Below are 26,991 nucleotides of genomic sequence, written 5' to 3' on the forward strand. Positions count from 1 at the left end.
TGTATCATTATATTTTTATGTAGTATTATAAAGAGACGTTAAGTCCTAATGAGAATGTGCGTACCACGGGATAATTGTTAGTCCAGTCACCTGACCCCCTATAAGATTGACTACTTTCTGGATCCCAACCCGTCCAGTCAGTCCAGGTATATAGATTTCTGCCTGTTGCGTAAATCATCAAATCACTAAGCCCTAATTTTTCTATTTTCTCAATAGGAAATCTGTAGCTCAAACGAATATCTTTAAGTCTTACAAAACTAGCGTCTTTAGGATACCCATAGCCTAATGTATTACGATATGTAAGTGAAGGAAATTCATTACTTTGGTTTTCAGGAGTCCAGTAACCTACTTCTGCGGGTGTATTTCTACGTGCTAACTCATCACCATAGTTTAAATCGGGATTTCCTTTTAGTACACCTTGTACCGTTTGTAAGAAAATTGCTAAATCAAAATTTTTATAGGAGAACGTATTTGTAAGCCCACCAGTCCACTCAGGAAGAGAAGAACCTAAATACGAACGATCATTTTCTGGGTCTATTACACCGTCACCATTAAGGTCTTCAAATTTGAGATCACCAGGGTTTGCATTAAAGGTACCGGTGTCTTCACCTTCCTGCCAAACACCAGCTAGTCTATAATCGTAAATAGCACCTAGCGATTTACCTATAAACCAGCGGCTGGGAATATCATCCTTACCATCGCCATAGAGATCTAAAATCTCGTTTTTATAAGTTGAGAAGTTTAAATTAGTTTCCCACTTAAAATCACCTGTATTAACATTTATAGAACTTATGCTAAATTCAAAACCTCTGTTTTCAACTTCACCAATGTTTTCTATTATATTACGCGTCCCTGTTAATGCCGGGATACTACGATTGAGTAACAGATCTTTAGTTTTAGATTTATAAACCTCAACAGAACCATTAATGCGGTTATTCCATAGTCCGAAATCTGCACCTAAATTTCCGGAAGTCGTCGTTTCCCATTGTAAATTAGGATTTCCTAAGCCATTTATAAATGTACCTGTGTAAGCTTGTCCACCAAATGGATATACGGTAGTTCCTGTTCTGGTTTGAGTTTGATTTATACCCACGCCTCTGTTTCCAGTTTTACCATAAGACAAGCGTAATTTTAAATTATTAATGGCATCTGCATTTTGCATAAAAGATTCTTTGTGTATATTCCAACCTAAAGCAGCAGATGGGAATACACCATATTTACTGGTATTTGCACCAAAGGCAGAATAGCCATCACGACGAACCGTAGCAGTAACTAAATATTTACTGTCATAATTATAGTTTACTCGACCCATTTGAGATACTAGTGTAGAAAGGGTACTATAATTACGGCCAGGATCTGCAGATAAAACTTCGGCTGCCGATATACGATTAAATGATAATTGATCATTTACAAAACCCACACCAGTTAATTCTTCTCTAAAAAAGTCATTAGACTGGGCACTATACAGTGCTGTAAAATCTAAATTATGCTTGCCAAAGCTCTTTGCATATTTCAAAATATTTTCTACAATCCATACTTTTTCCTCATCACCACCTATTACAGCGGTCCCCCGGTTATCATTTGCCGCTCTACCTTTATAGGTTTTGTATGAATACGGATTTATGGTGTATGATGCATTTACACGATATGATAAACCCTCTAAAAACGCAGGAGTAATTTCGGCAAAAACATTCCCCGAAAGGGTGCGCTCGCGTACTTCACGATCTGTTGTTAAACCTAATAAAGGGTTTTCATATAATAACTCAGGTAACATGGGATTTATAATAAGCTGGCCGTTATCATCATATGGTACAGAGTACGGGCTCATTGCTGTAGCAAGTAATAAATTTGCCCGGCCACCGTCAAAATTGTTATTAGCAAAAAAAGTATTTAAACCTACTTTTAAATAATCTGTGATTTCAACGTCTAGATTAGAGCGCAGCGTAAGTTTTTCATAATCATATCCTTTTATAACGCCTTGCTGGTCTAAGTAACCACCAGAAACAAAATACTTTACTTTTTCACTACCTCCGCGAATGCTTAAATTATGCTCTTGTATGATACCAGATTGTGTTACTTCTTTAAACCAATCTGTAGTTCTACCGGCGTTAAAGTTGTCTATTTCGCTTTGATTTTCTAGAACACGATCTTGAGTAACACCCGGGTTATTCTGGCTAAAAAAGTCTGCATACTTTTGTACATATGCATCAGGGCCTAATGGGTTAAGAATATTTGCAAATTCTTCTACAGCAACATAAGTGCTATAATTTATTATAGGTTCACCACTTACACCTCTCTTTGTTTGTATAAGTATTACCCCATTTGAACCACGAGTACCATAGATAGCTACTGCAGATGCATCTTTTAAAATCTGGATAGATTTTATATCTCGCGTATTTATATCATTTAAAGTACCTGTAAATGGTATTCCGTCAAGAACAATAAATGGACTCGTACTTCCAGTAATGGAGTTTACGCCACGTACTTGTATAGAACCACTCGATCCTGGTACAGATGAGTTTTGGCTAATATTTAAACCAGCTGTAGTTCCTTGTATGGCTTGAGTGACGTTTGTAACGGGTAGGTTTTCGAGACGATCTTCAGGTACAGACGATACAGATCCTGTTACATCAGAACGCTTTTGACTTCCGTAGCCCACGACAACGATTTCGTCAAGAGAGCCAATATTTTCTTCAAGTGCTATATTAACTACTGATTTCCCATTTACTGTAATCTCTACCGTTTTCATACCTACATAAGAAAATATTAAGACATCATTCTCTGAGGTAGTATTAAGTTCATACTTACCATCAAAATCGGTAGTAGTTCCAGTTGTAGTACCTTTTACTAGCACTGTAACTCCAGGTAGGGGCATTCCGTCTGCTGCGATAGTTACTGTACCTGTAATTTTTTGCTGTAAATTTTCTGTCAGCGTTGTAGAAGCCTTTATGGGATAGCTCAAAACTAACAATAGACAGAAAATCAAGGAAGATTTAAAGCATATTAATTTTTGTTTCATAGGTGTAAATTATAAATGAATACTATTAAATTATGGTTAAATGTATAAATAACATTTAATATTAGCTTTGAATTGTTATTTATTTTTTTTTTGGGGAAATGATCCTAGAGAATTTGCTGTGTAAGAATTCTATAGTGATAATAATTCAAAGTTTTTTAAACAATAACCCATAGGCTTTGATTTTCAGAATTTTGACGAATTGTTCGCACATTAAGTAGATTAAAATAATATTTCTATGTATAAATGTATAAAATACATTTATATTTGTTTAATTTGTTATTTTCACATTTATCTTCAAAAATTGATTTATCAAATTTTGCAGAATTAGAAGGAAGTCCAAACTATAGCTCAATTTTATTTGGATTATCAAGTTGTTTCATTACTATCTAGCGAGTTTTTTACTAGGTAGGTTATTAAATATCTTAGTATGTTATCTTTAAAAATTTCACTTATTGCACTTGCTAGCTTAGTGTTTTCGTGCTCTAATCCTACAGAGCCTACAAAAAAAACAGCTTATTTATTCACTTATTTTACTGGCAATGCAGAAGGGGAGGAAGCGGTACGCTACGGCATAAGTAGAGATGGGTATAATTTTTATGCCTTAAATAACGACAAGCCTATTATAAGTACAGAAAGTATTAGTGAGACCGGTGGTGTAAGAGATCCCCATATTTTGAGAGGTACTAAAGATTCTAATTTTTACATGGTACTTACAGATTTAAAAACGGATAACGGATGGAGTAATACAGGTATAATTCTTGCAAAATCAGCAGATTTGATAAGCTGGAATACTACAGTTATTGATATAGCTAAAACATTTCCAGAGTTTTCCGATATTACTCGGGCATGGGCTCCCCAAACGATTTATGATGAGGCTACCGGTAAATACATGGTTTATTTTTCAATGCTTCAGCCGGGTAGCTATGATAAGATCTATTATGCTTACATCAACAGAGATTTTACGGCTTTAGAAGAAGCACCAAAACAATTATTCTATAGTCCCGATGAGAAGTCGTGCATAGATGGAGATATCATTAGTAAAGAGGGTAAGTTCTATTTATTTTATAAAACAGAAGGGACTGCTACAAAAGGTATTCGAGTAGCAGTTTCAGACAGCCTTACTTCAGGATATGAACCTATCGAAGGTTACGTAGATCAGACCGATAGAGCTGTAGAGGGTTCTAGTGTGTTTAAAATCATAGATAGTGATACCTATATTCTGCTATATGATATGTATATAGATGGCAAATATCAATTTGCAGAAAGTACAGATCTACTAAATTTTAAAGCATTGGGCGCAGATAAAATTTCGATGAATTTTCATCCGCGCCACGGGACGATTATCCCAATAACCGAAGAAGAGTCTGCACGTTTACTCAAAGAGTTTCCATCAAAAGAGTTGCCACTTATTTTAGGAGCGCAGGCAGAAGCTGTGAGAAAACAAAACATCGTTGTTGACCCAGCTAAAAAAACGGTCTATCTTCCCATACGTGTAGATAAGAACTTACAAAAATTAGATGCGCAATTAATTGCTTTTCCAGGAGTTAAAATTCAAGAGGCTGGTATTCAAGATTTTTTAAATGGTGCAAAACCGTACACCGTTATTTTGCCTGACGGCGAAAAAATCACATATGCTGTTGAAGCAGCTATAGCAAAAAATCCAGCTCTGGATGGATTTTACGCAGACCCCGAAATCATTTATTCAAATACTGATAACAAATTCTATTTATACCCAACCAGTGATGGTTTTGACGGCTGGTCTGGCACCTATTTTAAAACATTTTCTTCTAAAGATTTAATACACTGGCAAGATGAGGGCACTATTCTTGATCTTAAAAAAGATGTCTCTTGGGCAGATCGGAATGCTTGGGCACCGTGTATTGCAGAAAAAGAAATTGATGGTAAACTAAAGTATTTTTATTACTTCTCAGCTGCACAGAAAATTGGTGTAGCGGTTGCAGATAGTCCTGCAGGTCCCTTTGAAGATAAGGGTACTGCACTTTTAAGTGAGAAACCTTCAGCAATAAAACGTGGTGGTGGCCAGATTATAGATCCAGATGTTTTTACAGATCCTGCAAGCGGTAAAAGTTATTTTTATTGGGGGAATGGCTACCTGGGAGCAGCCGAACTTAATGAGGATATGCTATCGTTAAAAGAAGAAACCATTACAGATTTAACGCCAGATGAAACCTATCGAGAGGGGACTGAAGTGTTTTATAGAAATGGAGTGTATTATTTTTTGTGGTCTGAAGATGATACACGTAGTCCAAATTATCGAGTGCGCTATGCGACGGCTAAATCGCCATTAGGACCATTATTTATACCAGAATCTAATATGGTAATTCAAAGAGATGATAAAAACCAAATTTATGGTACGGGCCATAACTCTATAATTAATGTACCAGGAACCGATGATTGGTATATTGTTTACCACAGATTTACACGGCCACGCGGGTTGGAAATGGGCAGTCCTGCAGGATTTCATAGAGAAGTAGCAATAGATAAAATTACATTTGCAGAAGATGGCTCTATAAATGAAGTTATTCCTACAATTGAAGGTATAAATCCTGTTACTATTGTTGATTAAAAACTATGTACTGTCTTTAGCTGAATTTTAAAAAAGTACTTTCTTCTATGTTAGTTTAACAAGGTTTCTTCTAAGTATTCACTAGTTTGTACGTCTAACAGTTGTTTTACTTAAGAGTTGATGGTGTTTTACCATATTTTTCTTTAAATATTTTTCTAAAGTATTTTGCATCTGCAAAGCCTACTTCAAAAGACGCCTGAGAGACTGTGAAATTCTCCTTTTCAATAAGGTGAGCAGCTCGTTCTATTTTTAAATTACGTATATATTCATTAATATTTTGTCCTGTAGTAGCTGTTATTTTTCTATATAAAGAAGACCGGCTCATGCCTATTTCTTCAGATACCACTTTTACGGTTTTTATACCTTGCTGCATATTATTGTAAACGGCAGTATGAAATTCTTCTAGAAATTTTTTCTCTATTTGTAGCAATTTTCGATCATCATTATCTTGAAAAGATTCGTCACTAAACTTACTAGAAAATTCTTCTAAGAGTTTTTTACGTGTAGCAATTAAATTTTCAATACGTGCTCTTAAAACCTGTACATTAAAGGGCTTTACCATATAATCATCTGCACCTTCAGAATAGCCGGTTTCAATCATTTCAAAATTACTTTTAGCCGAAAGTAAAATTATAGGTATGTGGGAGGTTTCTTTTTTGTTTTTAAGAAAATGACACAAATCAATACCTGTTTTAACAGGCATCATTATATCGCTTATTATTAAATCGGGAATGTATTTACTGGCCTGCTGTATTCCTTCTTCGCCATTTTCAGCGTGGATAAGATCATAAGTTGAAGCCAATGCGCTGTCTAAAAATTCGAGAATGTCTGGATTATCATCTATCAGGAGTATGAGTTTTCTAGCATTTTCAGTTTGAATAAGTAAATCGTTTACGCTGGCATGTTCTATGGATACATCTACATCATTTATACGTTGTTCAACCGCTTTCTTGTTAAATAATGCATTAGGGCTATTTTTTAAAAATGCATCAATTAAGCGATCATCTTTAGGTAAAGTAAGTATGAATGTGCTACCGATATCTGGATTATTAAATACATTTAAGTTTCCATTGTGCAACTCGGCAAAGCGTTTTGATAGAGCTAGACCAATGCCTGTACCATCCTTTTTTATTGACGTATTTGATTGATAATACCATTCAAAAATATGGTTTAAATCATCTGCTATAATCCCACTTCCTGAATCACTTATACTCAGATATATTGATGTATGATCTTGAGTAAAACTTACTGCTATTTGACCACCTTTATCAGTATATTTTATTGCGTTTGAAATTAGATTATTAATAATTATGTGTAGCTTCTCTAGATCACAGTAAAATTTAATGGCATTTTGTGGCATGGTCACGGTCAAATCTATATTTTTCTTTTGCAATAAGGGTTTATAAGTAGCAAGCCATTTAGACAAATGTTTAGTTAGATTATACTCATTGAGATGAAGTTTACTAAGACCTTCTTCGCTTTTTCTAAACTCAAGTAACTTATTGATAAATTGCAATAAGTTATTAGCATTGCGCTTAATCAACTTTAAACTGTTACGGTGTTCTTTTTGCTTTATATCATCAAGTAAGGTTTCTAATGGAGCAAGTATAAGTGTAAGAGGAGTTTTTAGTTCGTGTGAAAAACCGGTATAAAAACGAATACGTTCTTCGTTTAACTCGTGTTCTAGCTGTCTTTGTTTTTTTTCAAACAATAGAGAGTTTTTAAGTTTTATACGCTCTGAATAATATCTTAAGCCAGTAGTTATTAAAATTAGTGTAGTAATAATGTAGAAAATATATGCAGGTATTGTTTTCCAGAAAGGCGGGAGTATGGTTATTTCAAATTCTTTGTAGTAGGACGATTCAACATCAGATGCTGCAGCTATTTTTAAATTATAATTGCCAGGAGGTATATTGCTAAAGTTTATATGGTTAGAGTTTTTCAAGCTCGTCCAAAAGTCGTTATAACCTTCTAATTTGTATGAATAACTCACATTGTCTGCAAAAGGAAATTTTAAACTTGTAAAGTCGAGCGAAAAATTATTTTGATTATGCTTGAGAATCAATTTATTACTATAAGCAATAGATTCTGTAAGAATCGCATTTTCATCTTGGGACTCTACAGTAATATCTGAATTATAAATAGATAATTTTTTAATTATAATGTTATTAGAAGATTGCTGCAAAGTGAGCTCTTCAGGTTTGAAAATGTTAAGACCCTTATTACCACCAAAATACATAAATCCGGAGCTGCTTTTAAGAGCGGCACCTATATTATAATCACTCTTTTGTATGTTATTAAAAGAATTTATGCTCTCTAAGGTATGCTTCACATAATTGTATTTTGTAATTCCTTTATAGGTACCTAGCCAAAGAATATTATCATCGTACTGTGCAATGCTATTAACTGTGTTATTACTTAGACCATCTTTTTCAGTAAGATTCAAAGCTTGGATATCTTCTCTACTAAAGTGTACAATGCCTCCATATTTTAATCCTGCAACAATACTATCATCATCTAACAACCAAATACAGAAAACGACATTATTTGTCATTCCCCCAAGATTTCCATTAAAGTAGGAGTATGCCTCTTTAGTTCTAGGGTTATATCTCAGAACCCCATTTCCATAAGACGCCATCCAAAGAACTCCCTTACTATCCATCTTAATATCACGTATATCCATTTTTGGATAGATAACATCTAATTCTGATACATAGTCAAAAGTATCTTCAGCAAAATTATATTTATAAAGGCCACCTCGATTTGTACCCACCCAGATATCGTTCTGTAGATCTTGGTATATCACACGTACATCATTTCCGTCTTGCGTATCTCCCTGCAAATAATAGCTCCATTTTTGAGTATTTAGATTATACATATTGAGGCCTTTTCTGTAAGTTCCTATCCAAAGACGTTGGGCATTATCTCTTAGTGTAGTTTGTACTTGATTAGATTTTAAGCCATTTGCAGTACTGTAAACAGAATAGTCAAAGTTTCCAGTAAGAGGATCATACATATCAATACCGCCACCATCTGTACCTAGATAAATTTTGCCTGAAGAACACTCCGAAATAGCGCTTATACGATCGTGTGCTAACTTTTGAGATCCTATAAGATCGTTCTTTAGTAATTTTATAGGTTCGCCATTAGGATCAACAAAGTTTAAACCAGCATTAGTACCTATCCACATATTACCCGACTGGTCTTTAAAAATTGTGTTTATAGTTGCATTAAATATACTGCTACCATCTTCTTTAGGTAGATACTTACGTACACCAAATCTTAAATCGTTTTTAAAAAAAAGTTCTGGATCAATAATATTAAGGCCACCTCCGTAGGTGCCTATCCATATTTGACCATAGTTATCCTCGGCTACAGCTTGTATTTGATTATCACTAAGTCCTTTTTTTGAATGTGACTTGTTAAGACTTAACAAAGTTCCTTCTGGCGTCCTTACAGTTAGACCATTATTAGTACCAATCCATAAATTATTTTTGCTATCAATAAATAGGCAATTGATCCAGTTCGATTTTGTTGTTTTAGTATCAATTGCTATATGCTCTACCTCAAGTGTTCTTAAATTAAGCTTATCTAACCCTTTATCAAATGTTCCTATCCAGATTATAGAATCTTGCTGATTGACAAGACTAGAAATCTTTGATGAGGTTAAAGCGTTGTCTCCTAAATAAGCTTCTTTATTTTTTTTATTATAAATGTGTAGACCTTGATTATAAGCCCCTATAAGAAGACGTGAATCTTGTAATTCTACAAGAGAGTTAATACTAAGACTTAGGGTTGGGTCTATCTCGTTAAATAGAGTTAATTGTTCTTTGCGAGGGTGATAACTATTAACACCACCATCTGTAGCTATTTTTATCTCGCCAGATTTACTAAGTATTAAATTTTGTATGTAATTATTACTTAACGCAGAACTCTCTCGTCTAAAAATTTTAAACTCATTGCCGTCATACATATTGAGGCCATCGGAGGTTCCTATCCATATAAATCCAAGCGAATCTTGCACAATAGATTTCACATTATTATTTGACAAGCCTTTTTCGGTATCAAGATTATAGAAACTAAGTCTTCGCTCTAGTGGAAATTGACTATTTAATTTTTCAGTTTGAGCATATAGTGATACATAGAATAGACTTGCAAAGAGCAGAATATATATTTTGTTTATCATAGGGAGAAAGCAAAATTTGACTACTCCAAGATCTTAAAATTTTATTAAAATATTTAGTTTCTTAATAAGAATTATCACAAAAAACTGGAGATATTATTGTCTCTGAACGATAAGCCCCCCTAATTATATCACTACGCCCCCTATTATAATCCTTTGATATTAAGAAAATTGTATAACTAATTAACATTACCTTTTGAATTAATATCTTACGCTTATTTTAAGTGTAAATAACACACAAAAATTCCGATATTTATATGAAATTACTTTGTTTACTCTTTTTTCTCATTATAGTGGCAGACCCATGTAGTTCTCAAAATACCTTTTTTGAGCCTGGTGCTATTTGGAAAGACACAGAGGGAAAACACATAAACGCCCATGGTGGAGGTATTTATTCTGAAGGAGATACATATTACTGGTATGGAGAACATAAAGGCCAAAGCAGTATTGCTCAAGTAGGTGTACGTGTATATTCATCTAGCGACCTCTATAACTGGAAAAATGAAGGTATAGCTCTTGCCGTTAGCAACGATTTAGATTCCGAAATAACCAAAGGTTCTGTTATCGAGCGTCCTAAAGTTATTTATAATAACAAAACAGGCAAGTATGTGATGTGGTTTCACCTTGAACTTAAAAATCAAGGATATGCAGCTGCGCGTACTGGTGTGGCGATTAGTGATTCTCCTACAGGACCTTTTAAATATTTAAAGTCTTATCGCCCCAATGCGAACGTATGGCCATTAAATTTTCCTCTATCAAACCAAAAGAGAACAAAAAAGAATGAATTATATGAATGGTGGACTCCAGAATGGAAGGCTGCTTTAATTGAGGGCCTCTATGTTCGGAGAGATTTTAGAGAAGGACAAATGTCTCGAGATATGACAGTTTTTGTTGATGATGATGGTAAAGCATATCATATTCACTCTTCTGAAGAAAACCAAACTCTTCATATTTCTGAATTAACAGATGACTATCTTGATTTTACATCGAGGTGGACTCGTATGAAACCTGGGGGTCAAAATGAAGCTCCCGCCGTATTTAAGCATAATGATACCTATTATATGATTACTTCGGGTTTGACCGGGTGGGCACCTAATGCTGCACGTTCATTTAGTGCAAAGTCCATCTGGGGGCCTTGGAAATCATTAGGTAACCCCGCCACGGGTAAGCTAGCTCAGGTGACATTTAATTCTCAAAGCACATATGTATTGACGGTAAATGGAGTAGAGGATACTTTCCTATATATGGGCGATCGCTGGAATCCAAAAAATCATATTGATGGTAGATACATCTGGTTACCCATTAAAATCAAAAATAAAAAGCCAGAAATAGAATGGTTAGATAAGTGGGATTTAAGTAAATATAATTCTATCCAACCCTAAAGTAATTATAGAGTAGGTAAAACTTCCTCAATCGATATAGTAATTGAAAATTTTAAAGAATAATCTGCTAACTAATTTAAAAACAATAAACTATGATAAAACTCGTAAAAGTACCCATGTACCTATCAAATCTAACTGAACTAAACACTTGATAATATAGAATAAAATTACTTAGACGAAAATTATGATAAATATTATTTATAAAACAAAGCAGCGATTTTGTTGGATACTCCTAGTTTTAGGTAGTTTGTCTTGCAGTTGTCTATATGCTGGGGTTGAAGAGCTTACAGAGCCTCTACAAAACATCGTAACAGGAACTATTTATGATGGTAATGATAAACAACCTCTAATTGGAGTTACCGTCCAAGAAAAAGGAACTAATAATGGTACCGCTACAGACTTTGATGGTAGATATAGCATTCGGGTTGCTAAGGGAGCTACATTAATTTATTCATTTGTAGGTTTTATCACAAAAGAAGTGGTTGTAGGAGAGCAGCAGACTATAGATATGACTCTTAATTTAAGTCAGGAATCGCTTGAAGAAACGGTCGTAATTGCCTTTAGCGGAAAGCAGAAGAAAACAAATGTGGTGACTTCTGTTGTTTCAATTAACCCTGAACAATTAAAAGGTCCTACAAACAACCTCACAAATATGCTTGCTGGGCGGGTTCCAGGGATGATCTCATATCAACGTTCTGGAGAACCTGGTGCAGATAATTCAGATTTCTTTATACGAGGTTTGAGTACGTTTGGATCTGGCAAACGTGATCCTTTAATTCTAATAGATGGTATTGAATCTACCTCTACAGATTTAGCGCGTCTACAACCTGATGATATTGATTCATTCTCAGTCCTAAAAGATGCTGCGGCAGCTTCAGTTTACGGAGCACGTGGAGCAAATGGAGTTGTTTTGATTACTACCAAACGCGGAAAATCTGGAAAAACAAACTTTAGTTTTAGATCGCAGACTCGTTTATCTTCTAACACAAAAAATTTCAACTTCGCAGATAATATCACGTATATGAATATGGCCAATGAAGCTGCTCTTACTAGAGACCGCCAGGCTATATTACCCTATACACAAACAAAAATAGATAGAACTGCCGCGGGAGATAATCCCCTTTTATATCCTAGTAATAACTGGATAGATCAAATGGTTAAAGATTATACGGTAAATGAAAGTGTAAATATTAGTGCAAGTGGTGGTTCAGAAAAAGCACGATATTATGTGGCAGGTACCTATAATATAGATAATGGTATTCTTGATGTAGAACCCATTAACAACTTTAATAGCAACATCAAATTACGTAACTATTCTATAAGAAGTAATCTAGATATTGAGCTTACAGAAACCACAGATTTATCCCTTAATGTTTATGGTCAATTTGATGATTATAATGGTCCTGTAGGTGGCACCGACCGCTATTCTCCTTTTGGTGAAGTTTCTGGAGGTACTTATGTTTTTAATACAGCTGTTTGGTCAAATCCTGTAGCATTTCCTGCTATTTACCCACAAGAATTAAAACCGCTTATAGAGCATCCACTATTTGGAGGAGCTCCTTCACAACTAGGAGGAAATACGCTATTATATAATCCGTATGCAGAGATGGTAAAAGGATATCAGACTAGTAAAGCATCTACAATCCAGGCGCAAATACAAATAAAGCAAGACCTTAGTTTTATTACTGAAGGATTAAGCTTTAGATCGATGGGGTATATAAGACGTTATGCCTTCTATCAAATACAAAGACAATACAATCCTTTTTACTATTCATCATCACTTAATCCTATAGATAATTCAATAAGTCTAAGTGTCCTTAACGATGGGAGTGAAGGCTCTATAGGCCTTACAGGTACTGAATTTATAGATGTTATAGGTGGCTCTAATACACAAAGAATTAACTCTAGAATTTATAATGAATCCCAAATAAATTATAACCGCACGTTTGCAGAAAAGCACGCGATTTCTGCTATGTTACTTAATTTAATTTATAGTACAGAAAATGGAGTTGTTGGTGATGATTTGCAAGGTTCTTTACCTTTTCGTAATCACGGTATATCAGGTAGTTTTTCATATTCATTTGATGATAGGTACTTAACATCATTCAGTTTTGGTTATAATGGCTCAGAGCGTTTTGCAAAAGGTCACCGTTATGGCTTTTTTCCATCGGTTGGTTTAGGATGGAGAATTTCTAAAGAGAAATTCTTTGAACCTATAAGCGATGCTGTAACTAATCTAAAGTTACGCCTCACCTATGGTAAAGCAGGTAATGATCAAATTGGAGAAGATAGAGATCGTTTTTTCTATTTATCTAATGTTGACTCAAATAATGGAGGTTTCGGAGCAATTTTTGGGCAAGATTTTAACTATGGGAGACCGGGTGTTTTAGTATCTAGATATCCTAACGAAGAAATAGGTTGGGAAGAGTCTGAACAATACAATTTAGGTATAGACTTAGAGCTTTACAGATCTTTAAATTTAACCTTTGATATCTTCAAGCAGAAACGTAGTAATATTTTACAAACACGTTCTGAGATTGGATCTGTCATAGGATTAACCGCTCAGCCACAAGCAAATTTTGCAGAACTTGAAAGCCACGGTTTTGAGGTGGCTTTAGATTATAATAAACAGTTTAACAATAACTGGTGGACTCAGTTGCGAGCTACAATGACTTATGCAACTAATGAGATTAGCCAATATGATGAGTTAAATTATCCTGATAATTTGAGCTATTTATCTCGTGTAGGTCAGCACTCTGATCAAACTTTTGGATATATAGCAGAACGACTTTTTGTAGATCAAGAAGAAGTTAATAACTCACCTACTCAATTTGGGGATGTAAACGGTGGTGATATCAAGTACCGTGATGTAAACGGTGATGGTCAAATTACACCGCTAGACAGAGTGCCTATAGGTTTACCTACTGTACCAGAATTCATTTATGGATTTGGGGGTAGTGTAGGTTATAAGAATTTTGATTTGAGTATGTTTTTTCAAGGATCTGCCAGGTCCTCATTTTTCATAAGTCCAGAGCGTATAGCACCCTTTGTAGTTGAAGGGCGCTACCAAAACGGATTATTAAATGTAATAGCAGAAGATTATTGGTCTGAGGATAATCGTAACGCCTACGCGTTTTGGCCACGTTTAAGTCAAACTCAAGAGATTAATAATCTTCAAAGATCTACATGGTGGTTACGCAACGGGGATTTTTTAAGATTAAAGAATGTAGAAATAGGATATAAAGCACCAGAAAAAGTGTTGAATGCTTTAAACATAAAATCGATGCGTGTTTATGTGAGTGCTCTAAACCTTGCAGTGTGGAGCAGTTTTGATCTTTGGGATCCAGAAATGGGTGGTAACGGTCTGGGCTACCCTATACAATCTGTTTACAATTTTGGTTTACAATTTGACTTTTAAAAAAAAATAGTTATGAATATGATATTTAATACTAATAAAAGCAAAAGGCGCTTACATTCACTAGTACTTTCCTTAATAGTTCTTACTGTACTTAGCTCTTGCGAAGAAGAGTTTCTGGATGTTGTACCAGATAATGTGAATACGATAGATAAAGTATTTAATCTGCGTAATGAAGCCGAAAAATATTTGTTTACCTGTTATTCATATATGCCAGAAAATGGAAATTTAGTGTCTAACCCAGCATTTTTAGCTGGAGATGAGCTATGGATACCCGATGAATTTCAAGCAATTACTGCTTTTTCTTTGAATATAGCTTTAGGCTTACAAAGCGCTGCCGATCCTTTTAATAATGCATGGGATGGTAGAATTCAAGCAAAACCCATGTTTCAAGGAATTAGACATTGCAATATTTTTATTGAGAATTTAAACGATCCTTTACAAGTACCTGATATAGATGCAAGTGAACGTGAACGCTGGATAGCCGAGGCAAAATTCTTAAAGGCATATTACCATTTTTATATAATGCGTATGTATGGTGCCTCTCCCATAATTCGTGAAAATGTGAGCATAGATGCAGATGCTTCAGAATTTGATATCCCGCGTTCTCCTTACGATGAAGGAATAGATTATGTTATAGAATTACTTGATGAAGCAGCAGCCATATTGCCTCCTTCTATTGCAGATCAAAACACAGAGTATGGTCGTATAACCTCGGTTATCGCAAAGGGATTAAAAGCTCGAGTATTGCTTACAGCAGCCAGTCCATTGTTTAATGGTAATGAGGATTTAAACGGAGTCGTAAACCCTGATGGTACAGTTTTATACAATACGTCTTTTGAAATATCTAAATGGCAAGAAGCTTTAGATGCAGCTCAAGAAGCTATAGAACTAGCTAAGAATTCTGGACACAGCCTATATGAATTTTCAGGAAACACATTTAATTTATCTGATACAACCTCTATTAAATTAAGCATTCGGAATGCTGTTAGCTTACGTAGAAGTCAAGAAGTATTATGGCCTAATACTCAAAGTGTAGTTTCAGATTTACAGCGTCAATCTATGGCTCCTTTATCTATTGATGATAATCACAGATCTGCAGAAAAAATTATATCTCCTACACTTGAAATGGCAAAACTTTTTTACACAAAAAATGGCGTGCCTATTAATGAGGATAAGAGCCTGAATTTTAACGATATATTAGAAATTAGAGAAGCAAACTCCTCTGAAGGAAATAATATACTTCAAGGCTATAGAACATCTCGTTTAAATTTTGATAGAGAGCATCGCTTTTATGCAGACCTAGGTTTTGACGGTTCTATATGGTATCGCAATGCAGATCAAGATGTTGAAAATGTATCACATATTGAAGGCAAGTATGCAGATTACGCAGGAAGCAATCACGCATTTTTCTTTAATGTAACCGGTTATTACTTGAAAAAACTGGTTAATAATGATCAAAGCTTTGGTGCTAATGGTTCTTCATTTAGATCCTACGCCTGGCCAGAATTGAGACTGGCAGATTTGTATTTAATGTATGCAGAAGCTTTGAATGAAGTAAATGGTCCTAGTAATGAAGTTTTACATTATTTAGATCTTATTAGAGATCGTGCAGGTTTAGCAGGTGTTGAAGAATCTTGGACACAATACTCAAATAATCCAGATAAACCAAGCTCACAAAATGGTTTGCGTGAAATTATACATCAAGAACGTTTAATAGAACTTGCATTTGAAGGACAACGCTACTGGGATTTGTTAAGATGGAAAAAAGCAGTGCGTGAGTTTAATCAACCTATACAAGGATGGAATGTATACGGAGAAGATGAGGCTGCATATTACCAAATTAGAACTTTGCACCAGCAGCGTTTTGTAGCTCCTAGAGATTATTTCTGGCCGATTTGGGAATATGCACTTTTACAGAATTCAAATCTGGTACAGAATCCTGGATGGAATTAATAAAAAAGAAAAATCATGAAAACAATATTTTTAAATTATTTAGCAGTTCTGGGATTACTCATTGGAGTGTCATGTTCCGATGAGGATCTGCAAACACCGATAGAAAATAATTCTGAAGCACCTTCACAAGTTACAGATGTTAGTGTAGTAAACTTAAAAGGTAAAGCCAAGGTATCCTATAAATTACCTAAGGACCAAGATTTACTGTATGTAAAAGCGAGTTATACACTTGCTAACGGAAGAGAAATGGAAGTGAAATCTTCGTTCTACAATTCTAGTATGTTATTAGAAGGGTTTTCTGGAGCGCAGGCAAACGAAGTCAAAATTACTACCGTAAATCGTAGCGAAATAGAATCAGCACCTGTACTAGTTACTGTAAATCCGTTAAGGGCCCCCATATTTGATGTGTATGAGAGTGTTGAGTCTGGCGCTGCTTTTGGGGGAGTCTATTTAAAAGCAGATAACCCTGATCGAGAAGATGTAGCGCTCCTACTTATGGAAAAAGATGATCTTGGGGATTGGGTGATAAATCCAAATAGTGTTTATACTTCGACTGATGAAATTAGCAGTACAATACGGGGTTTTGATACTCTATCGCAAGAATTTGCTATAACTGTTAGAGATCGCTGGTTAAATTATACAGATACGTTATTTACTACAATTAAGCCTCTGTTTGAAGAAGCTATTCCCAAATCAGGTTATAGAGGATTGGAGTTACCTAATGATGCCCCAAGACATAACTCCACTCCACTTAGTGGATTATGGGATGGTAATTTAATGAACTGGTCTGGAGTATATCTTACGCAAGGTACCTATACAGAGAACTTACACATGTTTACAATTGATATGGGTGTAGAAGCTAAATTAAGTCGAATCGTTATTTGGGATTATCCAGAATATTTTAATGGGCGTACTTACTATTATAAAGGCTGCATGAAACGATTTGAGATTTATGGCAGCGAAGAACTGGATACTTCAGGAGATTTATCAAGCTGGACACTTTTAGGAACCTATGAAGAGATTAAACCTTCTGGTCTTCCTTATGGACAACAAAATAATGAAGATTATGAAACTGCAGTTGCTGGTTTTAGTTGGGAAGTGCCTGCAGATATGCCTAAAATGAGATATCTGCGTATACGTAATCTAGAAAACTGGGAAGGTGGTAAAAGTTTAGCCATTGGTGAAATTCAAGTTTACGGTAACACTAAATTTTAATTTTATAAAGTATTATAATCATGAAAATACATACAATAATAAAAATGCTTCTGCTAATACTGGTAACAGGCCTCTGCTCCTGTGGAGATGTTGCAGAAATGGATGATTTTAAGGATTTTACTGTATCGGGAGAAATTAATTACTCTGAAAAAGTAGATTCATTAAAGATATTTTCTGGAAAAAACCGTGCTAAAATTCAGGGTATTGTAGATGCAGATCCTAAAATCACAGAGTTTAGAGTGTACTGGGAAAGCAAAAAAGATTCCGTTGTAGTACCTATTACCCGTTCCATAGGGGTAGATACGTTAGAAGTAATAATTTCAGACTTACCAGAAAACATTTACAATTTTGAAATACTCACTTTTGACGATCAGGGTAATAGCTCTGTTCCAGTATCTGCAACAGGAGAGGTATATGGAGACCGCTACCAAGCAACATTATTTAATAGACCCGTTATTGCAAATAATTTAATAGAAGACAGTTTGGTAATAAATTATGCTTCGATGGATCTTACTTCTGGTGTTTTAGGTACTCAAGTATCGTACACAAATACTAGTGATGAGATAAAAGAAATTTATGTTCCTATAGATAGTGCAGCGGTTACAATTCTTGATTTTAAATCATCTACAACCTATAAATACCGCACGCTATTTAAACCAGAAAAAACTGCAATTGATACATTTTATACCGCATATAGTAATTTAAAACCTATACCAAAGCCTCTACTTCTAAATGCGAGTTTACCTTTTGCAACAAGTGCGAGATCAGGCAGATGGGGGACTTTGTCAGACTGGATTACAAATGATAATGCTAAAACCCATGGAAATCCTGCTGTTGGAGGTTTTGATAACAATGGAGGTCGTGATGCAATGGGTTTAGAAAGCTGGGGTTCACCATTAATTAGAAATGGTAAAATTTATCAGGTTGTTGAGGTACAACCTGCTACATATACTCTAAACATTGACCTTTCTAATGGAAATAAACTGGCAGAAACAGGCACACGTGTTTACGCCGTGGTATCTAAAGGTGATGGATTGCCAGACATTGATGATATTATTACATCTACAGATGTTCTCGCTTACAAAAGAATATCAGCTACGGGTAATATAATTGTTGATTTTACTTCTGAAGAGAATAAGCCGGTTTCAGTAGGTATAGTTACAGATTTTACAGTAGATCAGAGTTATTGGAAAATTCTAAAACTCGATATCGTGGTTAAGTAAAAGGTCAATTTTTTTATTAGTTAATGAAGAAATTCATTCCGCATATGTAGAACTATGCGGATGAATTTTTTTCAAGAAATCGCCTTTTACAACTTCTTACATTTAAGAAAACAATCTCTAGTTTTAAGTAGAAAATCCAATAAAAATAAGAGATAAAGATTGCACTACGTGAATGCTTATTTCCAACGAGATTGATTTTTTAGATAAGGGTGAGAATTTTTAGTAGTCTTAAATCAAACCTGTCTAGCTATTCGATAAAAAACATGAAACGAATTCTCAACTATATATTTTTCTTTTTATTTAGTGTTGGCTGCTCTAGCGAAAAAGCTCTAAATGTTAATAACCTAATTAAAGAACCTGTAGATGAAACTGTCTTAGCAACATTTATTACAAACGAGCCGGAAAATTTAGCGCCATACTCGGTAACAACTAATAATGGTATGACATCTATAACAGATCGAGATATTCTTTTTGGTCTTACAGCTAACCCAGATTATGAAGGAGATATAACTAGAGCGGGTACAGTAAAAAGTCCAGGGGAGTTTGAAGTTAATCTTGCTAATCTACTAGAAGGTACTTTGTATTATGCCAGAGCGTATGCTAAAAAAGAAACGCACATTGCTTATGGAAATGAAATAAATTTCACAACAACATTTGCAGAATCTCCATTAATTAGTATTGGAGAAAAACAGATTTCTGGAGCTCACGATATTTTTATTTCAATTAATTTAGATCAAACCAGAGCTGCAGAATTTGAGGAAGTAGGCTTAGTTTATTCGCTTGATGAAAATCCAAGTCTTAAAGATAAAATTGTAAAAAGAGATGTTATCAACACTTCATTTACAGAGTGTATCTCAGATTTGAAAGAAAATACATCCTATTTTATCAGACCCTTTGCAAAAACTAGCAAACGTATAGTTTATGGAGATGAAGTTGTAGTTAAAACGCTTACTAAAGGAAAATTCACCTATTTTTTTAATGGTTATGATACAGCTAATGAAAATCACATTCGCATTAAAGAAGCATTTGATACAGCTACAGATTACTACAATCGCTTTACCTCAATTGTAAAACACATTGTTGTTAATTATTCACCAGGAACGCCAACGGCAGATGCAAACTTTGCAGGCACGATTAGAGTAGGTGCTAATGAAAGGTATCAACGTACAGGAACGGCTATGCACGAAATGGCCCATACAGTAGGTGTCGGGCAACACTGGAAATGGAATGACTTGATCGAATCAGGAGTTTATCAGGGTGTAGAAGCTAATGCAATACTACAGATGATGACAAACAATAATACTGCTACAGTAAGAGGTGATGAAATACATTTTTGGCCCTATGGTATAAATGGTGCTCATGAGGATAATGGTAACGATATGACCTACATCATACATGCTCTCCTTATTCAGGGAATGAAAAAAGATGGCTTACCCTCAAATTAATGATATCTAAGACACTAAATCCTGAATTGAATATGTACAAAACATCAAGTTTTACATATAAAATAAGTATTTTTAAACGTATATTATACACTTAATTATATTTCGATGAAAATGAATTTACTTAAGCTTAATATTTTCAGTCTTTTAGGGTGCATTTTCATCTCGTGTAGTGTTCAGCAAAAAAATATAAATACTACAAAATCTCTAGTGGGAATGGGATGGTCTTCTAATTCGGTGAATACAGTAATTTTTCGACAGAATGCCGTGACAACACATAATAACACACAGTTTACAGCTTATTATGATGCTGATTCTTATCTCGTTGTAGCAAAGAGAACACTCCCTAATGGTGTCTGGTTGACATCAAAAACACAATATACCGGCAATACAACAGATGCTCATAATGCTATTAGTATAGCTGTTGATGGTGCGGGTTATTTGCATGTAAGTTGGGATCATCATGATAATGAACTACGCTATGCAAAAAGTAAAGTTCCTTTAAGTTTAGAGCTTAGTGACAAAATAAAAATGACTGGTATCAATGAGCAAAAAGTATCATATCCACAGTTTTATAATCTAACTAAAACAGGAGGATTATTGTTTATGTATCGCTCAGGCCAATCGGGTAGAGGTGTTTTAGTTTTAAATAAATACGATATTAAAACAAAGAAGTGGACGCAGCTTTATCAAAATCTTATAGATGGCGAAAATTATAGAAATGCCTATTGGCAAGCGTATGTAGATTTAGATGGGAACATACATCTATCTTGGGTATGGCGTGAGACATATGATGTGGCAACAAATCACGATATAGCATACGCAAAATCGACTGATGATGGTGTTACATGGCAAAAATCAACTGGTGAAAAATATCAGTTACCTATAACGCAATCAAGCGCAGAATATTCTTGGAAAATCCCACAAAATAGTAGTCTCATAAATCAAACAGCAATGACGACAGATAACCAAGGTAACCCTTATATCGCAAGTTACTGGAATGATGGTGGAAAAACACAATATCAAATAGTTTACTCGATTAATCAAACTTGGAAAAGAGAGAATACTGCATTTAGATCAACAGCATTTGAATTGGGCGGTGGCGGAACTAAAAAAATTCCGATTTCTAGACCTGAAATTTTTATTTCGAACGAGTCTGGAGAAAAGATTACCTATTTATTATTTAGAGATGCTTCTAGAGGTAACAAAATATCTTTAGCTTATAAAAACTTAGATAAAGAAAGTTCCTGGGAGATACGAGATCTAACCGAAAAAAGTGTGGGAGATTGGGAACCTAATTTTGATAAAGAACTCTTTAAGAAAACGGGAAAGGTGCACATTTTTGAACAAGAAGTTGTGCAGATAGATGGTGAAGGACTTAAAATAAGAAATGCAACACCAGTAGAAATTAATGAACTCAAAAAATTACCTTATAAAAGCCAATTGTAAAATTCCAATTATTTAACTAAATGAGAAATTTTTTTTTAAACCTCTTGAGTATAGTCTGCATTTTTAGTGGACTTGCTCAAAACCAGCATAACGAGTGGGAAGATCCTACAGTTTTAGATAGAAATAAAGAAGAAGGCCGTAGTGCTTTTATTTTGTACGAGAATGTAAAAAATGCTCAAACACATATTCCAGAGAAGTCTTCACTTTATAAAAGTTTAAATGGAACTTGGAAATTTAAACTGGCAAAAAATCCGGAGTCCCTTTCGCAAGACTTCTATAAAAACAATATAGATGATAGTAATTGGGATGCGATTAATGTACCATCTAATTGGGAGACTGAAGGTTTTGATATTCCTATTTACACCAATGTAGCCTACCCATTTCCTAAAAATCCACCATTTATAGATGGGGATTACAATCCTGTAGGAAGTTACCGTACCACATTTTCTTTACCTAAAGAATGGAATGATAAAGAAGTGATTTTAAGCTTTGGTTCAATTTCGGGATATGCTCGCATCTTTGTTAATGGTGCAGAAGTAGGAATGACAAAAGCTTCTAAAACACCTGCAGAGTTTAATATTACCAGTTATTTAGGTATAGGAGAGAATTTACTAGCCGTACAAGTAACTCGCTGGCATGATGGGAGCTATCTAGAAGATCAGGACTTCTGGAGGTTGAGTGGTATAGAACGTACAGTTTTTCTACAGGCAATGCCAAAAACTACAATTTGGGATTACCGGGTTAACGGAGATCTCGATGAAAGTTATACGAACGGAAAGTTTTCTGCGGAGGTTGACATACGCTCATTCAACAAAAATAAAGTTGGGAATACAAGAGTACAGGTAGCTTTATTTGATGCCAATGGTGATTTAGTTTTAGCAGAGAAAAAGGCTACAGCAGCATCAAATTCAAAATTGTCATTTGCACTTTCAGTTCCTAAGGTAATGAAATGGAGCGCTGAAATACCTACATTATACACGTATTTAATTAGACTGGAAGATGAAAATGGACATACTATTGTAGCAACTTCGGGACGCATTGGTTTTAGAAAGGTAGAACTTAAAAATGCTCAACTTCTAGTTAATGGAAATGCCGTAACGGTACGTGGTGTCAATTTGCACGAGCATCATCCAGATAAAGGTCACGTACCAGATCTGGAGATGACGCGGAAAGATTTTGAATTGATGGCGCGCAACAATATTAATGCTGTGCGAATGAGTCACTATTCACACGGTCAGGAAGTGTATGATTTGGCAGATGAATTTGGATTTTACATAGTTGACGAAGCAAATATTGAAACACATGCGATGGGTGCAGAATGGCAGGGGAGAATAAATAAGTCTAAGCATCCTGCTTATTTAGAAGAATGGGCACCTGCACATTTAGATCGTATAAAGCGTATGTATGAGATGGATAAAAATCATACTTCTATTATTTTATGGTCTATGGGTAATGAATGCGGCAACGGTCCTGTTTTTTATGAAGCCTATGACTGGTTAAAAAAGACAGATACTTCACGTTTAGTAACGTTTGAACAGGCGGGTCAAAATCGCAATACAGATGTAGTTGCACCTATGTATCCAGGACTCAAAAGTATGACAGAATATGCAGAGCGTACAGATGTTACAAGACCTTACATAATGTGTGAGTACTCTCATGCAATGGGGAATAGTAGTGGAAACTTTAGAGAATACTGGGACATTATAGACAGTAGTCCACATATGCAAGGTGGATTTATATGGGATTGGGTAGATCAAGGTCTAAGAGCAAAAACAGACGATGGTCGTGAATTCTGGGCTTATGGTGGTGATCTGGGAGGTAAAGACCTACAGAATGATGAGAATTTCAATGCCAATGGGTTAGTTACTGCAGATCGTGTTGCACATCCTTCTTTAGCTGAGATTAAAAAAGTTTATCAGCCTATAGAATTCTCAATTATAGGGAAAACTCTAAATATTTCTAATGAACATCAATATATCAATCTCGATAAATTCAACTTTAAATGGAATTTATTAAAAGATGGTATTTCTATAGAAACAGGTGACTTTAGTATTTCAGCAGAACCCAATACACAAAATTCTGTAAAACTTGATTTACCAGAAATGGCACAAGGTGAATATTTCTTAGACGTTTACGCGTACACAAAAAATGCTTCAGCTTTAATTCCTGCAGGTTATGAAATTGCACGTGAGCAGTTTGATATGAATATCAATAGTTACTTTGCTCCAAAGAAAGATAGATCTTCTGAAAGTAAACTTGCCTTTAAAACTGAGAATGGTACGCTACAATTCAATACTGAAAATACAACGGGCACTATTAACCTTAAAACGGGACACATTGAAAAATACCAACTTAAAAATGGTGATGTTGTAGTAAATGAATTTCCGCAACCATATTTCTGGAGAGCACCAACGGATAATGATTTTGGTAATGGAATGCCGAAAAAATTACAAGCTTGGAAAACGGCCTCTAAAGATGCAAAATTAGTTAGTGCTCAGGTTGGCAAACTTAGTCAGAAGGGTTTACCGGTCTCATTTACATATCAACTTGCAGGGGTTGATGTGCCTTATTTTACTACCTATTTAATAGATAATACTGGGGCGATAACAATTACGGCAAGTATGGATATGGCAGGTAAAAAATTACCAGAAATGCCACGTTTTGGAATGCGTATGATTGTAAATGGAGATTTTGATAATCTAAAGTATTACGGTAGAGGTCCATGGGAAAATTATTCTGACCGAAAAGAATCGGCATTTTTAGGCACCTATATAGATAAAGTAGAAAACCAATTCACTTGGACATATATACGCCCGCAAGAATCAGGATATCATACAGACACTCGCTGGTTATCGCTCACTAATAGTTTAGGTAAGGGATTACATATTGAAGCTGCTCAACCTTTAGGCTTTAGTGCGCTTAATATTTCTACAGAAGATCTTGATCCGGGAATGAAGAAAAATCAAAAACACCCTACAGACTTAACGGTAGAAGATAAAGTTTTTCTTCATCTAGATTTAAAACAACGTGGTTTAGGAGGTCTTAACAGTTGGGGACAATACCCACTTGAGAAATATAGATTAGAAGAAGATAAGTATAGCTACAGCTATACGATAAAATTATTATAGCCCTAACGTGTCACAAAAAAATATTTTCACAACGTTAATTTATCTAATTCTGGCTCCGTCATTATGGAGCCAGATGCCGATTTCAGCATCAAGTCCAGATGGGCAGATACAAGTTTGTATTGAGTTATTTGAAGCAAAACCGGTATACTCAATACAATTGAATGGAAAGCAATTTTTAGAGAGATCACCGTTGGGTTTAAAAACTTCAATAGGAGACTTTGCTCAAGATCTAGCCTTTAAGAAATCAATTTCAAACTTGATTTCAGAATCCTATCAGCTTTCAAAATCAAAGGTTAGTCAAGTTGATTATCTGGCTAATGAACGTATTGTAAAATTCACAAATGCTAATGATGATACATTATCTATAATTTTTAGAATAAGTAATAATGACGTTGCTTTTTCATATAAAATCGTTGCTAAAGACCGCAATACAAAGGTTAAAATTTTAGCGGAAGCAACAGGATTTAATTTACCAGATGATGCTACTTCATTTATTACTCCACAGGCACTACCAATGTCTGGTTGGGAGCAAACTAAACCTTCTTATGAAGAAGAATATACATTCAATGAAGCATTAGGAACTCCTTCCCAATATGGTGTAGGATACACGTTTCCGGCATTATTTAAAAATGCTGAAAAAGGTTGGATTTTAATATCTGAAACCGGAGTAGACGGGAGTTATCCTGGAGCACGCTTAGGAGAGTCTAATGCCGCCGGTCTATTTCCTTTGGTATTTCCTCAAGAAGGCGAAAATAACAGTATTGGTATAATCTATGCGGCGATGGCAATGCCGGCTCAAACGCCTTGGCGTACAATTACTCTTGGTAAAAGCTTAAAACCTATAGTAGAATCTACAGTAGCATTTGATCTGGTAGAACAAAAATATGCTCCTTCTCAAGATTATAAAATGGGTAAAGCAACCTGGAGCTGGATTGTTTGGCAGGACAACAGTATTAATTATGAAGATCAGGTAGAATACATAGACCTGGCAGCAGCACTTAATTTTGAGTATGTACTGATTGATAACTGGTGGGATGCAACTATAGGACGTGATAAAATGGAAGATTTGGTTGCTTACGCACAATCCAAAAATGTAGAAGTTTTGTTATGGTACAACTCTAATGGTTTTTGGAACAACGCACCTCAAACACCACAAGACCTTATGAATACGACCTACAAACGTCAACAAGAAATGGCGTGGCTGCAAAAAATAGGAGTAAAAGGATTAAAGATTGATTTCTTTGGAGGCGATAAGCAGGTTACGATGCAATTGTATGAAGATATTCTTACTGACGCTAACAATTACGGACTGGCAGTAACTTTTCACGGGTGTACCTTACCCCGCGGTTGGGAAAAAATGTATCCTAATTTTGTTACTTCAGAAGCGGTTCGCGCATCCGAAAATTTAATTTTCACACAAGATGCTTTAGATAAACACGCATATTATAGCACAATTTTACCATTTACAAGAAATCCTGTAGCTGCAATGGATTTTGCGCCTGTGTTTCTCAATAAGCGACTTTCTAAAGATCAAAAACAAGGAACGCTACGCAGCACTTCAGAAGCATTTGAGTTAGCTACAGCAGTTCTATATTTTTCTCCCATTCAGCATTTTGGACTCACGCCAAATAACCTAAAAGAGCAACCTGAGTTTGTATTAGATTTCTTAAAAAAAGTGCCTACGGTATGGGATGAGACCATTTATATAGGAGGTGAGCCAGGTGATTACGCAGCCATAGCAAGACGCAAAGGAGCTGTCTGGTATCTCGCAGTTACTAATGGAGAGAAAAAAGACAAAACCTTAGAGCTCAATTTGCCGATGTTTAAAGGAGCTAAAGCAACTTTAATTTATGATACTAAAGACCGTACAGCAGCAACAAAACCGGTTACAATTAATAAAAACGGAACGTTTACAATAAAACTATATGGTGAAGGCGGGGCATTGCTTATTACTCAATAAACCTACTTCATCAAGTTTAGGAATGCGATTAC

At 35.1% G+C, this 26,991-nt stretch carries 12 protein-coding genes; 10 read left to right on the forward strand and 2 right to left on the reverse strand.

Annotation, left to right across the window (positions count from 1 at the left end; all coding sequences use genetic code 11):
* Window positions 1-25 precede the first annotated feature (25 nt).
* Window positions 26-3,019 carry a SusC/RagA family TonB-linked outer membrane protein gene (locus ABVM53_RS13000; RefSeq protein ID WP_405326793.1) on the reverse strand — a complete coding sequence of 998 codons (2,994 nt, stop codon included), beginning with the start codon at window positions 3,017-3,019 and terminating at the stop codon, window positions 26-28.
* Window positions 3,020-3,446: 427 nt separating this feature from the next.
* Between ABVM53_RS13000 and ABVM53_RS13005 the strand changes: the two genes are divergently transcribed.
* On the forward strand, window positions 3,447-5,606 hold the full coding sequence (locus ABVM53_RS13005; RefSeq protein WP_405326796.1) for a family 43 glycosylhydrolase: 2,160 nt from the start codon (window positions 3,447-3,449) through the stop codon (window positions 5,604-5,606).
* Window positions 5,607-5,712: 106 nt separating this feature from the next.
* Here ABVM53_RS13005 and ABVM53_RS13010 read toward each other — a convergent pair whose 3' ends face one another.
* Window positions 5,713-9,792: a two-component regulator propeller domain-containing protein gene (locus tag ABVM53_RS13010; protein WP_405326799.1), complete on the reverse strand. Its 4,080-nt coding sequence runs from the start codon at window positions 9,790-9,792 to the stop codon at window positions 5,713-5,715.
* A gap of 254 nt (window positions 9,793-10,046) precedes the next feature.
* Between ABVM53_RS13010 and ABVM53_RS13015 the strand changes: the two genes are divergently transcribed.
* The 9 genes from ABVM53_RS13015 (at window position 10,047) to ABVM53_RS13055 (ending at window position 26,959) form a co-directional block, all read left to right on the forward strand.
* Window positions 10,047-11,171, forward strand: a complete 1,125-nt coding sequence (locus ABVM53_RS13015) for a glycoside hydrolase family 43 protein (protein WP_405326802.1) — start codon at window positions 10,047-10,049, stop codon at window positions 11,169-11,171.
* Between the two features lie 184 nt (window positions 11,172-11,355).
* Window positions 11,356-14,589 carry a SusC/RagA family TonB-linked outer membrane protein gene (locus tag ABVM53_RS13020; RefSeq protein WP_405326805.1) on the forward strand — a complete coding sequence of 1,078 codons (3,234 nt, stop codon included), beginning with the start codon at window positions 11,356-11,358 and terminating at the stop codon, window positions 14,587-14,589.
* Window positions 14,590-14,601: 12 nt separating this feature from the next.
* Window positions 14,602-16,542, forward strand: coding sequence for a RagB/SusD family nutrient uptake outer membrane protein (locus ABVM53_RS13025; protein ID WP_405326808.1), 1,941 nt, complete (start codon window positions 14,602-14,604; stop codon window positions 16,540-16,542).
* Between the two features lie 15 nt (window positions 16,543-16,557).
* Window positions 16,558-17,757, forward strand: a complete 1,200-nt coding sequence (locus tag ABVM53_RS13030) for a DUF4959 domain-containing protein (protein ID WP_405326811.1) — start codon at window positions 16,558-16,560, stop codon at window positions 17,755-17,757.
* A 20-nt stretch (window positions 17,758-17,777) separates the two neighbouring features.
* A complete protein-coding gene (locus tag ABVM53_RS13035) occupies window positions 17,778-18,980 on the forward strand; it encodes a DUF4998 domain-containing protein (RefSeq protein WP_405326813.1) in 1,203 nt (400 codons plus the stop codon).
* A gap of 263 nt (window positions 18,981-19,243) precedes the next feature.
* Window positions 19,244-20,425 carry a hypothetical protein gene (locus ABVM53_RS13040; protein ID WP_405326816.1) on the forward strand — a complete coding sequence of 394 codons (1,182 nt, stop codon included), beginning with the start codon at window positions 19,244-19,246 and terminating at the stop codon, window positions 20,423-20,425.
* 105 nt (window positions 20,426-20,530) lie between these two features.
* Window positions 20,531-21,871, forward strand: a complete 1,341-nt coding sequence (locus ABVM53_RS13045) for a BNR repeat-containing protein (RefSeq protein WP_405326818.1) — start codon at window positions 20,531-20,533, stop codon at window positions 21,869-21,871.
* A 20-nt stretch (window positions 21,872-21,891) separates the two neighbouring features.
* On the forward strand, window positions 21,892-24,999 hold the full coding sequence (locus ABVM53_RS13050; RefSeq protein ID WP_405326820.1) for a glycoside hydrolase family 2 TIM barrel-domain containing protein: 3,108 nt from the start codon (window positions 21,892-21,894) through the stop codon (window positions 24,997-24,999).
* Between the two features lie 7 nt (window positions 25,000-25,006).
* Entirely contained in the window at window positions 25,007-26,959 is a 1,953-nt protein-coding gene (locus tag ABVM53_RS13055) for a glycoside hydrolase family 97 catalytic domain-containing protein (RefSeq protein WP_405326822.1), read from the forward strand.
* Window positions 26,960-26,991 lie beyond the last annotated feature (32 nt).

The sequence above is a fragment of the Leeuwenhoekiella sp. LLG6367-2.1 genome, from assembly GCF_045055775.1.
Classification (GTDB): Bacteria; Bacteroidota; Bacteroidia; order Flavobacteriales; family Flavobacteriaceae; genus Leeuwenhoekiella; species Leeuwenhoekiella aequorea.

Bases quoted from the DNA above. Each gene is read 5' to 3' on its own strand.
- ABVM53_RS13000 (WP_405326793.1), bottom strand. From the start codon at position 3,019: ATGAAACAAAAATTAATATGCTTTAAATCTTCCTTGATTTTCTGTCTA.
- ABVM53_RS13005 (WP_405326796.1), top strand. From the start codon at position 3,447: ATGTTATCTTTAAAAATTTCACTTATTGCACTTGCTAGCTTAGTGTTT.
- ABVM53_RS13010 (WP_405326799.1), bottom strand. From the start codon at position 9,792: ATGATAAACAAAATATATATTCTGCTCTTTGCAAGTCTATTCTATGTA.
- ABVM53_RS13015 (WP_405326802.1), top strand. From the start codon at position 10,047: ATGAAATTACTTTGTTTACTCTTTTTTCTCATTATAGTGGCAGACCCA.
- ABVM53_RS13020 (WP_405326805.1), top strand. From the start codon at position 11,356: ATGATAAATATTATTTATAAAACAAAGCAGCGATTTTGTTGGATACTC.
- ABVM53_RS13025 (WP_405326808.1), top strand. From the start codon at position 14,602: ATGAATATGATATTTAATACTAATAAAAGCAAAAGGCGCTTACATTCA.
- ABVM53_RS13030 (WP_405326811.1), top strand. From the start codon at position 16,558: ATGAAAACAATATTTTTAAATTATTTAGCAGTTCTGGGATTACTCATT.
- ABVM53_RS13035 (WP_405326813.1), top strand. From the start codon at position 17,778: ATGAAAATACATACAATAATAAAAATGCTTCTGCTAATACTGGTAACA.
- ABVM53_RS13040 (WP_405326816.1), top strand. From the start codon at position 19,244: ATGAAACGAATTCTCAACTATATATTTTTCTTTTTATTTAGTGTTGGC.
- ABVM53_RS13045 (WP_405326818.1), top strand. From the start codon at position 20,531: ATGAAAATGAATTTACTTAAGCTTAATATTTTCAGTCTTTTAGGGTGC.
- ABVM53_RS13050 (WP_405326820.1), top strand. From the start codon at position 21,892: ATGAGAAATTTTTTTTTAAACCTCTTGAGTATAGTCTGCATTTTTAGT.